This is a genomic window from Gordonia amarae NBRC 15530, from assembly GCF_000241345.1.
In the GTDB taxonomy this organism is placed as follows: domain Bacteria; phylum Actinomycetota; class Actinomycetes; order Mycobacteriales; family Mycobacteriaceae; genus Gordonia; species Gordonia amarae.
In genome coordinates, this window is sequence record NZ_BAED01000006.1 from 106,100 (window position 1) to 117,017 (window position 10,918).

The window sequence follows — 10,918 nt, forward strand, 5'->3', positions numbered from 1 at the left end:
GCCCGAGAGGGTGGAAAGTCGGCTCTCGCACTGATTTCGGAACGGGGGTCGACAGCCAGTCTGGGTCATCGCGCGGCGGTGAGGACGACTCGTCTCAGCGAGTCGAGTCGGGGCAGCACGTGATCCGGAGCCAGGCGGTGTCCATGGTTGTCGACGAACCGTGCAGCGTCGAGACCTTCGTCGGCAAGCACGATGCGGTTGCCGGACTCCTCGGGATCGTCGAACTCGATGCCGACCAGCGCTGTGGCCTCCGCTGGTAGGTCGGACAGTGCCTGCTGAGCTTCAGCTCGGTCGGCTAGGTCGATCGGGTAGGCGTCGTAGGCGCGAGCGCCGGGCTCGCCGACGAGCAGGGTGAGTTCGGCGGCGTCGATGCCGGTCGGTGCGGTGATGTCGGACATGGTGTTCCCTCCGATGTGCGGTTGGACGCGTGGATGACTTGGTGCCCGGCATGCGAGCGCGAGTTGTGGGACGCGGGCATCGACACGCCTAAGTGCAAGAACGATCGGAGTGACGAAGACCCCGACCGAGTTGCGGTCGGGGCCTTCGCGAGCCGGTGAAGGGGGTACCGGTGATTCCGAGTTCGATCCTACGCGTCGGGTGCGTCGTCACCGGTCGGTTCGTCGAGCGCCTGTTCGAAGGCAGTGTCTTCCGGCGATCCTGGCAGCGGGCGCCGGTGAACCGGGGTCATCGCCCGGCGCGGGCGGCGGGGGTCGAACGGGCCGTCGTAGGTGAGCAGGTCATGCTCGTCACGGCCGTGGCAGTCGAAGGTGGCGTCACTCAGCTGCTCGCGGTCGGCGGCGGTGGCCAGGCCAACCAAGCGGCCGTTCTCGACCAGGGCGTACTCGATGGCCTGGACCTGTACGACGTAGCGCCCGGGCAGGTCGTCGTAGGCGTAGGCGGCGACGTCTGCGGGATCGTCGGGGCCGGCCACCCGCCGCACCTCGACCTCGTCGCCGGGGCGGCGGACGCCCATGTGCTTGCCTAATGCCTTTGTCTGCCAGCGGATTCCGTCGATCTCAAGCTCGTCGAAGGTTCCCATCAGTCACTCCTCACTCCTCGTGCCGGTCGGGTCGATCGGCCCGATGCGCGCCATCAAATGGTCAATGGTGGCGATCCGAGGGTCCGGCCGCCATCGCGGACTGTCGCGGACCGCGACGAGGCGGGTGGCGTCGAGGTCGTCGACGATGGCGATGGCCTGGTCGCGGGTGCCAATCCTCGCCCCGCCGGGGGTGTAGGTCCTGAGTGTGATCAGGGCCAGGCCCGGGCCCGGGCCGTCGACGCGGACAGGTCCGGCGATGGTCACGACGGCCAGCATGTTAGGGATGTCGATCAGTACGTCGCCCCGGCGCAATTCTGCGAACTTGATTCGCTGGAATGCACTCTCGCAGAATATAATTGCCTCCTCTATCGGGATACGCGGCGCTGGACGGTGTACGCGGTGTCGGGATGGGCGATGAAGGCAGTGCTGCCAGCGATGTCCTGGCCGTCGTGGTCGATGACGACCAGCGACAGCATGAGGCCGCCGCTGGCCATCACCTCAACGTCGGTGATCCCGGCGTCGGCGTCGTCGGTGAAGTCGACGATCCGGTCCCCGACGCGCAGGTCGCGGGCAGCGACGGTGAGCAGTACGGGCGGCACCGCGCCATCCTGTCGCGGGGGTACGACAGTCAGAGGTCGCGGAAGATGAAGCGGCTTCCGCGACCTGTGGGCACGACGGTGAAGTCGCTCTCCAGATCGGAGATCCACGAGTCCCAGTTGAAGTACCTGACGGCGACGTGGTCGTCATCGAGGCCGTCGAACAATGCGAGATCCTCAGCGAGCTGGAATGCGTAGTCGCGGAACGAGTCCCACTCTCCCGCGTACCGCTCCTCGAAATCGCCGACACACGGGAGGTCAGTATCTCCCTGTGCGACGTATGATCCCGAGCGGACCCAAGCGCACAGCGCCGACCACTGTTCGGGGCTGTCCAGCTCGTCGTAGGCCTCGGCCCAGCCGGTCGCGTCCATCGGTGCGAACTCGCCGTCGACGGGGATGTTGTCGTGGTCGAAGACCCAGAGTTCCTCGTGCGAGGTGGTCCGGCCGCCGTGGATCTGGCGCGGGGCGACGTCGGCGGCCTCGGCCGCGGAGAACCAGTCGCCTCGCAAACGGCCCTCGTTGTAACAGGCGAGGCAGCCGATCCACACGCGCGGCTCGTCGATCCGTGGGCTGTGGGTGGCGGTCATGGCAATTCTCCGATCATTGCTTCGACGCGCTGGGCCGCGTGGCCAGGGTCGGTGGTGTTGTGGTCGATGGCGTCCTCCAGCGCCCAGATCGCCTGCACGAGGCGATGATCGCCGGTGAGGCGGCGCGCCTCGGCGACGTCCCAGGCGCGGGTGATGAGGTCCTCGGCGGCGGTGGCGGTCATTCCCACGGCAGAGCCTCGATCAGCGCGTCGGCGGACAGGGATTCGCCGGTGGTGAGGCGATGCTGCTCGACGGCGAACTCGATCTGGCCGACGTTGAGCAGGTACGCGCCGGCCCGGGGGCCGGCGCGACCGTCGGTGAGCACGACGCGGGTGTCGGGATCGACGTCGATGCCGATGACGGCCAGCGCGTCGCGGGCGGTCGCTTGGGCCTGCCCCGGGGTGTAGAGGTAGTCGTCGTCCTCGGGGGTCAGGGCGTTGGCCTCGTTGTACTGGCGCGCTGCGGCCTCGCGGGTGAGCCCGCGAGCGCCTGGGGCCAGATGGCCTGACTGGATCAAGCGCTCGATCCAGGGGTCGGTGATGGTGGTGGGTGCGGACATGAGAAGACCTCCTCGATTGGTCGAGGAGGCCAGCTGCCGGCGGCTATGCCGCCTGGTTTGGAGGCGAGGCACGCCGAACAGTTGCATGGATGGCCCCGGATGAATTACAATAATGGCATTCCACTCAAGGAGCGGATGAACTTTCCCCGTCACTCGGGGATGAATCGAAATTGCCACGCAGTGTGGTGGTTATCCGATAGCACTACCTCTTCCCCGCGTAGCGGGGATGTAACACCAAGAATGACCCGGCCTCCGGCCGGGTCATTCTTGGTGTAGGGATCGTGTTCAATCGTCAACCCCCGCTTGGTATTTGATCCGCCGAACGGTGTTGACCCCCAGCCCGGCCGCGTCGGCGACCACCTGTGCCGGGATGCCGTCGTCCAAGGCCGCCCGGACCGCATCGGTGTTGGCGGTCTGGGCGGTGCGCAGGCGGGCTGCGGCCCGCTCCACCCGCCGCAGCAGGTGGCGCTGCGGTGGGGTGGGCTCGAACGGCTGACGGCCTCGCGGGCTCACGCGACGTCGGCGGCGGCCTGCGTGGTGGCGTAACCCAGGTCGGCGCCATGGATGTCAAGCGCCTCCGCGAAGGCGCGGCTGGCCTTTCGGACGATCGAGCGGTTCGCCGGATCGACCAGGGCCGCAAAATCTTTCAGTCCGGAGCGCTTCAGGATTGCGGCATAGCGCGCGGGTTGCAGCGAGCCCGCGTAGAGCCGGCTGTACAGATCGGCCAGGCGCTGCGCCTCCTTTCGCGTCCGCACCGACGCGATGCGTTCAAAGTGACGCGAATAGGCGTAGGGGCGGTTGTTTCCGCCCTTGCGCCCACGCTCGGCGTCGATCGTGGCTTTGAGCGGGTCGGTGGCAGCGCGCAGGGCCGCCTGGTCGTCGGGGTCGTAGTCGACGTGCTCGGTCACCGCGGCCCAGCGGGCGGGGTAGGCGGTGACGCGCTGGTTGCGCCACGCCTTTCCGTCGCTCGCAAACCACTCGTACCGGTAGACGTCCCACGTTTTGCGTGCCATAGCGCTGAATCCCTCTGTGGTGGAATGAATGTGACTCCTTCAATATACCCACTATGGGTAGTTAATACAAGGACGTGACAATGTGGCCAGCGCGACCGGGCAGAGGCGCGTCGTGCGGGTCGCGCTCGGTGATCGGAACCGCAGGGCGGGTGAAGTAGTCGTCGAGCAGGACGTCGACCTGGCTCTTGCTGTCGGCGACGACCGCGTGCTGGCCGTGGTCGCGCATCTTCTGGATCGTCGCGACCTGGTTGGGGCGGGGCACCTCGCCGGGCCGCTTGACCTCGACGAACAGGGTCACCGAGTCGCCGTTGGCGTCATGGCCCATCAGGACTCGGTCGGGGACGCCGACGTGTCCTGGTGACGTGAACTTCAAGCAGAGGACGCCGATCTCGGCGCAGCGCTGGACGAGATGCCGCTCGACGGCGGATTCGCGGGGCGCGGTCGGTCGGGTGCTCATAGCGTCGATTGTACCGACGAAATCGACTGTGGCACAACCATTATCGGGCGGCGCGGCGGGCCAGCTCGTCGGCCCGTGTCCCAGCGTGCTGGTACCGCATCGCTGCAGTGACGCTGACGTGGCCGAGTCGAGCCATCACCTCGGCTAGCGAAGCACCGGACAGTTGCGCGTACCTGCTGCCGTGGTAGTGGCGCAACGAATGCAACTGGAGGTCAGGGCGGTTCGCTGCTTTTCTCGCTTTGATCCAGTGCCACGTGAAGCTGCCGTGGGGCAGCGGGGCGTCGCCGGTGGCGTCGGTGAACAGCAGTTGGTCGGGATCGTCGATGGTCGACAGGTGTGAGGCGAAGATGAGCGCGTCGTGGCCGAAGAACGGCACCTGGCGGTTACCGGCCTCGGTCTTGGGGCCCTTCTCCGAGCGGCCCTCCTTGGGAACGTAGGTGATCGCCTTGGCGACGGTGGCCCGCACGCACTCGACCGCGCCGTCGTCGTCGTACTCGACGGTGAAGTCGCGTTTGCGGAAGGCGGTCAGTTCGCCGAATCGACCGCCCACTGCGGCTGCGAGGATCACCAGCGGTTGCAGGCTGAGCGGCATGGCGTCGATGACGATGGGCAGCTCGGCGTCGGTGGGTGGAGTGCGCTTCTTGCCGGTGGCCACCTTGGCGTCCTTGATCCGGCACGGGTTGCGGTCGATGAGCCCGCGGTCCTCCGCGTCGAGCATCACGGTCTTGAGGTGTTCGTAGCAGCGGGTGACCTGGGTGAGCGCGCCACTCTCCATCTGCTCGTCGTGCCAGTCGCAGACGTCCTCGTAGGCGATGTCGCCGATCGGCCAACCGGCGAAGTGGTGCAGGCGGCCGCCTGCGGTGGCGCGCTGGCCTTTGGACTTCGGCCGGGGGCCGTGCCAGTAGAGCCGGTAGTCGTAGGCCGTCTTGCCGCCGAGCTTGCCAGCGTTGAAGCGGCGCTCGATGTACTGCTCGGCGTACTCGTCGACGGTGATCTGTTTGCGCGCGGCCTCGGCAGCTTCGGTCTCGGCCCGCTTCTTGGCCTCCTCGGGGTGGACCCACGTCCCGTCGGCGATGGCGATGCGCTGTCGAGAGAGCCAGGTCCGAGCCGCGTCCTTGGTGTCGAAGGTGTGCGGGGCGGTGTGGCGCTCGCCTTGGTGGGTGTAGCGCGCGCGGTATCGCCCGCTGCGCTGCTTGTCGATGATGCCCCACGATTCGCGTGCCACCTGCGATGTCCTCCCGGTCGGGCGAGTGCCGCGCGGTCGCGGTACTCGTGCGGTACTCAGGATGCCAAAACGTGCGGAATCTTGCACTATCGTGCGGGTACTACAACGCTCTGACCTGCTGTTTATCGCCTTGACCAGGTATACCACGACTGGTTCGAGTCCAGTTGGGGGAGCAGAAAGAAGCCCGCTGCTTGCAGCGGGCTTCTTGCCTTCTGTGGCACTGCGTGGGGTTGCGGCTGTGTGCCGGCGGCGTACATTCGATCAGGTATGGTCCGGAAGAATCGACGTGGCGTGAAGTGGATGATGATCCACATCGCGCTGATTGTCGCGTGGCTACTCGGTTTCAGCTTCCTGGGTGCCGGCGCCGCCGCGCTCCTGGAAGTCGGTTGGGAGGAGCGGTGGACCGTCGCGGCGGACGCCCAGCTCACCGGGGCGGTGGTGCTCGCCATCGCCGCGCTCTACGTGGCGTTCGTCGTACCCATCCACATCACGCGATTCACCGGACGTGAAGTGCTGGGCGGCGACGGTGGTGGTGGCGGTGGGGGATTCAGCGGCGGCGGTGACTGCGGTGGTGGCGGCGGCTGCGGATGAGACCGGGCAGAATATGGCGGCGTGGATGTTGAGGACCTCCAGGACGCAGACCCGGTCACCGCGGCGAGCCGGGTGCTCGGTTCGATCCTCACGGTGGGGGACGTCGTCGCGCGGATCGTCGAGGTCGAGGCGTACGGGTCTCCGGAGGACGGACCGTGGCCCGATCCTGCCGCCCATTCCTATCCGGGGCCGACTCCGCGCAATCGGGTGATGTTCGGGCCACCCGGCGTGCTCTACGTGTATCTGAGCTACGGGATCCACCGCTGTATGAACGTCGTGTGTGGACCCGAGGACACCGCCTGTGCCGTGCTCCTGCGGTCGGCCGAGATCATCGACGGCCTCGACGTGGTGACCGCCCGCAGACCCGGCGCCCGGCGGGTGGCCGACCTGGCCCGAGGACCGGGCAACCTGGGACGGGCGCTCGGAATCGAGCTGTCCGACAACGGGACCGAGCTCTTCGACCCGGAGTCGGCGATCCGGCTGGAACTGCGCGGCGCAGACAGGTGGCAGACCGGCCCCCGCGTCGGCATCAGCGTCGCCGCGGACCGCCCCTGGCGCCTCTGGCTCCCGGCGTCTCCGGCGGTCTCCCCCTACCGCCGCAGCCCCCGCGCCCCGGCCGCCCACTCTCCCGCGTAGCGGTTTCCTTGAACGCCAATCGGATCCAATTGGCGTTCAAGGAAACGGGTAAGCGGGAACGGCGGGTAGGTTTGGCGGGTGGAGGATGAGTTGATCGCGTTGGCGAATGCGGCGCGGGGCGAGGGCGGTCTGGCGGGTGTGTGGGTGCATCCGGGGCTGGTGCGGTTCGCGCGGGCGCATGCCGAGCGGCTGGCGGGTGAGCTGAATCTGTACCACCAGGATTTGACGCCGGTGCTGAACGAGACCGACCTCAACTGGGCGGCCGAGAACATCGCGTGCGGACAGCCCGACGCGGCCACCGCCCACCTGGCGTGGTGGAACTCGCCCGGGCACCACGCCAACATCATGAACCCCGAGTTCGATCAGATCGGCGTGGGAGTGGCCCAGGGCCGCAACGGAACCTGGTTCTACGTTCAGTTGTTCGGGCGGCGTGAGACGCTGGCCTAGTCCCAGATGCCGCTAGTCCCAGATGCCGGTGGCCTCGAGGTGTTTGGTGAGGCGGGCGGCACCGTCGGTGAACTGCCGGCGGGTCTGCTCGATCACCTGTTCGCGGTTGCCCTTGCGATACGCGGCGATGAGCTTGGCGTGCGAATCGACGGCCACCTCACCCCATTCCGGGTCGGTGGCGTACAGCTGGGTGGGGGTGTAGCGGGTGGCGCTGAGCAGGAACCACGACAGCTTGCCGCTGTCGGCCACCAGGTTGTGGATGCGATGGAACTCGAACTCGGCGTCGGCCACCTCCGGGCCGTCGCCCGCACGGACCGCGACGGCGAGCTTCTGGTTGCACCATTCGAGTTCGCCGATCTGCTCGGAAGTGATCGCCTGGGCCGTCCGTAGGGCGACACGTACCGCGATCTCGCTCTGCAACCAGAACAGGTCCTCGACGTCGATACGGCTCAGTGCGGCCACGATGTAGCCGCGGTGCGGAGCGAGGCTGACCATGCCCTCTCCGCGCAGGGTGAGCAGGGCCTCGCGGACCGGGGTGACACTCACCCCGAGCCGCGCGGCCATGTCGTCCATCCTGATGAACTCGCCGGGCCGGATCTCGGCGGTCATGATCGCGTGGCGCAGGTGGGCGGCGACCTCCTCGGACAGTTGGGGGCGTTTGCGGATCTTGCTCGCTGCCGCCCGCCTGCGCGACGCCTGTGCCGGCGTCGTCTGCTGTGTCCCCTGGTGTGCTGCCACCGTCACGTACCTACTCCACTTCCTGCGCGAACCGCCGGACCCGGGCCTACAGCCCGAAGGTCTTGCCGATGATGTCGCGTTGAATCTCGTTGGTACCACCGTAGACAGTCGAGATGATCGAGGCACGCATCATGGCCTCGGCGTCGAACTCCGTGGCGTAGCCGTAGCCGCCCATCATCTGCATCGCGTCGATGGTCATCCGCTTGGACGTCTCGGTGGCCTTCAGCTTCACCATCGAGGCCTCGCGCGGCAGCAACTTGTCCGGGTTGGCGTCGGCCTTCTGCGCCACCGAGTACACGAGCAGCTTGGTGCATTCGATCTCGGTGGCCAGGTCGGCCATCCGGTGCCGCAGCGCCTGGAAGGTGCCGATCGGCCGGCCGAACTGCTTGCGTTCGGTGATGAACTGCAGGGTCTGCGCGAATGACCGCTCGGCGAGACCGAGCTGCATCGCGGCGAGGATGAGGCGTTCGGTGTTGAGGCCGGCCATCAGCTGGTTCCAGCCGTTGCCCACCTGGCCGACGACGGCCGAATCGGGCAGGAAGCAGTCGGTGAAGTACAGGTCGTTGACCTCACGGCCGCCGAGGGTGTCGATGCCGCGGATCTCCAGGCCCGGAGTTCCGGCCGGGACGTGGAACTGGGTCAGGCCCTCGTGCTTCTTGCCGTTCTTGTCGGTGCGGGCGATCAGCAGGATGGACTTGGCGAAGTGCGCGTTGGAGCACCAGGTCTTCTGGCCGTTGATCAGCCAGCCGCCGTCGACCTTGTCGGCGCGGCAGGACAGCGCGGCCACGTCGGAACCGGCCTCCGGCTCGGACATCGACACCGACAGCGAATCACCGGCGACGACCCCGGCCAGCACGTCGCGCTTCATCTCCTCGCCGGCGAATTTCTGGTACCCGGCGGCAGTGATCAGGGTGGGGCCGATACCGCCGATGGGGGCGCCACCGCGCAGTGACTCCTCCAGCAGGATGCACATCTCGACGTTGCCCGCACCGGCGCCGCCGTACTCCTCGGGGATGAGGATGCCGGTCCAGCCGAGTTCGGCCATCTTCTTGTACAGGTCCTGCGAATGCAGCTCGGTGCCGTGGTTGGTGAGCACATCGCGCTGGGCTCGGGTGCCCGTCTCGCGTTGACAGAAGTCGGCGACCGAATCGGCGAATGCGCGTTGTTCGGCGGTGAACTGAACCATGGGGGTCCTTCCGGGACAGGTGCGCGGCGTGTTGACCGCGCTGGTGAACGTGAGGCTGACTCTAGAACATATATCGTATATCTTCTAGCTGGATAGGGTGTTCCATGTCTCATGGGCCAAGTACCGTGAATCCCACAAATCAGACACACGAGGAGATGTGATGACTTCTACAGACCTGTCAGGTGGAGCCGACATCCGTGCGACGGAGCCGCTGCGGTCGCGCCGCAACCACTGGAACAACCAGGTGCGCCGCCACGCGCTGACCACCCCCGACGGGCCTGCGCTCAAGTTCGCCGGCAAGGTGACCACCTGGTCGGAGTTGGACCAGCGCTCCCACGCCTTCGCCGCGGCGCTGCACCGCCGGGGTGTCGGCTCCGGCGACCGGGTGCTGCTGCTCATGCTCAACCGCACCGAGTATGTCGAGGCCATCTTCGGTGCCAACATCCTCGGCGCGATCGCGGTGCCGGTGAACATCCGCATGGCGCCGGCCGAGATCGCGTTCCTGGTGTCCGACAGCGGTGCCAAGGTGGTGGTCACCGAGACCATGCTCGCCCCGCTCGCCGGTGCCGTGCAGGGGGCCGCGCCCGGCATCGAACAGATCATCGTGGTCGGCGGATCCGAGTCACCCGAGCATCTCGACTACGAGACCCTGCTGGCCGAGGGAACCGACGGCCTGCCGGAGATCGACGTGCCGGAGGAGTCCGTCGCGCTCATCATGTACACCTCGGGAACCACCGGAAAACCCAAGGGCGCCATGCTGACCCACCAGAACATGCAGGCGCAGGCCGTCACCTGTCTGCGCGAGCTGCAGACCAGGGCCGACGACATCGGGTCGATGGTGGTGCCGATGTTCCACATCGCCGCCATCGGTGCGATGTCGGCGCTGTTCTACATGGGCGCGCTGTCGGTGATCCACCCGCTGGGTGCGTTCGAGCCCAATGAACTGCTCGACGCGCTGGAGGCCGAGGGAACCACGTCGATCTTCCTGGTGCCGGTGCAGTGGCAGGCCGTGTGCGCGGCCCAGCAGGCCAAGCCGCGCGATCTGAAGTTGCGCATCATCAGCTGGGGTGCCGCCCCCGCCTCGGACACCGTGCTCAAGGCCATGGACGCGACCTTTCCGGACGCGCTCAACGTCGCGGTGTTCGGCCAGACCGAGATGTCACCGATCACCTGCGTGCTCGAAGGCCGGGATGCGCTGCGCAAGCTCGGCTCGGTGGGCAAGGTCATCCCGTCGGTCACCGCACGCATCGTCGACCCGGCGATGAACGACGTGGCCGACGGCGAGGTGGGCGAGATCGTCTACCGCGGACCCAATCTGATGCTGGGCTACTGGCAGAACCCCGAGGGCACCGCAGACTCGTTCCGCGGCGGCTGGTTCCACTCGGGCGACCTGGTGCGCCGCGACTCCGAGGGCTTCATCTACGTGGTCGACCGCGCAAAGGACATGATCATCTCCGGCGGCGAGAACATCTATTGCGCCGAGGTCGAGAACGCCCTGCACGCGCATCCGCGGATCCTCGAGGCCGCGGTGATCGGGCGGGCCGATCCCAAGTGGGGTGAGGTGCCCGTGGCGGTGGTGGTGACCAAGGACGGCGGTGACCTGACGCTCGCCGACCTGGAGGGGCACCTCAACGATTCCCTGGCCCGCTACAAGCATCCGAAGGATCTGGTGCTCGTGGCCGAACTGCCGCGCAACGCCAGCGGCAAGATCGTGAAGCCGACGCTGCGCTCGTCCTACGGCAGCAAGGACGCCGGGCTGGCGAGCCACTCGGTGTAGGGGAGTGCCCGGTCGGCGCGCCAATAAACTAGAACACGTTCCATTTTTGGTGAAAAATGGTTAGGGT

Annotated in this window: 17 protein-coding genes; 4 read left to right on the plus strand and 13 right to left on the minus strand. The window is 67.1% G+C overall.

Annotated features, from left to right (window positions below):
* Positions 1-65: 65 nt before the first annotated feature.
* From GOAMR_RS02280 to GOAMR_RS02330, 11 genes are all read right to left on the minus strand, one after another.
* Positions 66-398, minus strand: a complete 333-nt coding sequence (locus GOAMR_RS02280) for a hypothetical protein (protein WP_005182238.1) — start codon at positions 396-398, stop codon at positions 66-68.
* Between the two features lie 188 nt (positions 399-586).
* Positions 587-1,039, minus strand: coding sequence for a hypothetical protein (locus GOAMR_RS02285; RefSeq protein WP_005182241.1), 453 nt, complete (start codon positions 1,037-1,039; stop codon positions 587-589).
* Positions 1,040-1,042: 3 nt separating this feature from the next.
* On the minus strand, positions 1,043-1,303 hold the full coding sequence (locus GOAMR_RS02290) for a hypothetical protein (RefSeq protein ID WP_244427222.1): 261 nt from the start codon (positions 1,301-1,303) through the stop codon (positions 1,043-1,045).
* 101 nt (positions 1,304-1,404) lie between these two features.
* Positions 1,405-1,638: a hypothetical protein gene (locus GOAMR_RS02295; protein WP_005182246.1), complete on the minus strand. Its 234-nt coding sequence runs from the start codon at positions 1,636-1,638 to the stop codon at positions 1,405-1,407.
* A 29-nt stretch (positions 1,639-1,667) separates the two neighbouring features.
* On the minus strand, positions 1,668-2,222 hold the full coding sequence (locus GOAMR_RS02300) for an antirestriction protein ArdA (RefSeq protein WP_005182249.1): 555 nt from the start codon (positions 2,220-2,222) through the stop codon (positions 1,668-1,670).
* A complete protein-coding gene (locus GOAMR_RS02305; RefSeq protein WP_005182250.1) occupies positions 2,219-2,404 on the minus strand; it encodes a hypothetical protein in 186 nt (61 codons plus the stop codon). Before GOAMR_RS02305 ends, GOAMR_RS02300 begins: the two co-directional genes overlap by 4 nt.
* Positions 2,401-2,781, minus strand: coding sequence for a hypothetical protein (locus GOAMR_RS02310; RefSeq protein ID WP_005182251.1), 381 nt, complete (start codon positions 2,779-2,781; stop codon positions 2,401-2,403). Before GOAMR_RS02310 ends, GOAMR_RS02305 begins: the two co-directional genes overlap by 4 nt.
* A 285-nt stretch (positions 2,782-3,066) precedes the next feature.
* Complete coding sequence (locus tag GOAMR_RS02315; protein ID WP_005182252.1) at positions 3,067-3,294, minus strand: hypothetical protein; 228 nt, start codon at positions 3,292-3,294, stop codon at positions 3,067-3,069.
* Entirely contained in the window at positions 3,291-3,794 is a 504-nt protein-coding gene (locus GOAMR_RS02320; RefSeq protein ID WP_005182253.1) for a hypothetical protein, read from the minus strand. The genes GOAMR_RS02315 and GOAMR_RS02320 overlap by 4 nt, the downstream gene beginning before the upstream one ends.
* Before the next feature lie 61 nt (positions 3,795-3,855).
* The gene (locus GOAMR_RS02325; RefSeq protein ID WP_005182254.1) at positions 3,856-4,251 is read right to left on the minus strand and encodes a VRR-NUC domain-containing protein; all 396 of its coding nucleotides are present in this window, start codon (positions 4,249-4,251) and stop codon (positions 3,856-3,858) included.
* A gap of 40 nt (positions 4,252-4,291) precedes the next feature.
* Positions 4,292-5,476 (minus strand): tyrosine-type recombinase/integrase, encoded by a 1,185-nt coding sequence (locus GOAMR_RS02330; RefSeq protein WP_005182255.1) that lies wholly within the window; start codon positions 5,474-5,476, stop codon positions 4,292-4,294.
* A gap of 267 nt (positions 5,477-5,743) precedes the next feature.
* On the opposite strand from GOAMR_RS02330, the gene GOAMR_RS25290 reads away from it, so the two are divergent.
* The 3 genes from GOAMR_RS25290 to GOAMR_RS23430 all read left to right on the plus strand — a co-directional run bounded on the left by GOAMR_RS25290 (position 5,744) and on the right by GOAMR_RS23430 (position 7,150).
* Positions 5,744-6,067: a hypothetical protein gene (locus tag GOAMR_RS25290; RefSeq protein WP_005182256.1), complete on the plus strand. Its 324-nt coding sequence runs from the start codon at positions 5,744-5,746 to the stop codon at positions 6,065-6,067.
* 21 nt (positions 6,068-6,088) lie between these two features.
* On the plus strand, positions 6,089-6,703 hold the full coding sequence (locus tag GOAMR_RS02340) for a DNA-3-methyladenine glycosylase (protein WP_005182258.1): 615 nt from the start codon (positions 6,089-6,091) through the stop codon (positions 6,701-6,703).
* Between the two features lie 78 nt (positions 6,704-6,781).
* Positions 6,782-7,150: a CAP domain-containing protein gene (locus tag GOAMR_RS23430; protein WP_005182261.1), complete on the plus strand. Its 369-nt coding sequence runs from the start codon at positions 6,782-6,784 to the stop codon at positions 7,148-7,150.
* A gap of 12 nt (positions 7,151-7,162) precedes the next feature.
* Here GOAMR_RS23430 and GOAMR_RS02350 read toward each other — a convergent pair whose 3' ends face one another.
* Positions 7,163-7,894 (minus strand): GntR family transcriptional regulator, encoded by a 732-nt coding sequence (locus GOAMR_RS02350; protein ID WP_005182262.1) that lies wholly within the window; start codon positions 7,892-7,894, stop codon positions 7,163-7,165.
* Between the two features lie 40 nt (positions 7,895-7,934).
* Positions 7,935-9,074 carry an acyl-CoA dehydrogenase family protein gene (locus tag GOAMR_RS02355; RefSeq protein ID WP_005182265.1) on the minus strand — a complete coding sequence of 380 codons (1,140 nt, stop codon included), beginning with the start codon at positions 9,072-9,074 and terminating at the stop codon, positions 7,935-7,937.
* 160 nt (positions 9,075-9,234) lie between these two features.
* Here GOAMR_RS02355 and fadD5 point away from each other — a divergent pair, with 160 nt between their 5' ends.
* Entirely contained in the window at positions 9,235-10,851 is a 1,617-nt protein-coding gene (fadD5, locus tag GOAMR_RS02360; protein WP_005182268.1) for a fatty-acid--CoA ligase FadD5, read from the plus strand.
* The last annotated feature ends 67 nt before the right edge of the window (positions 10,852-10,918 follow it).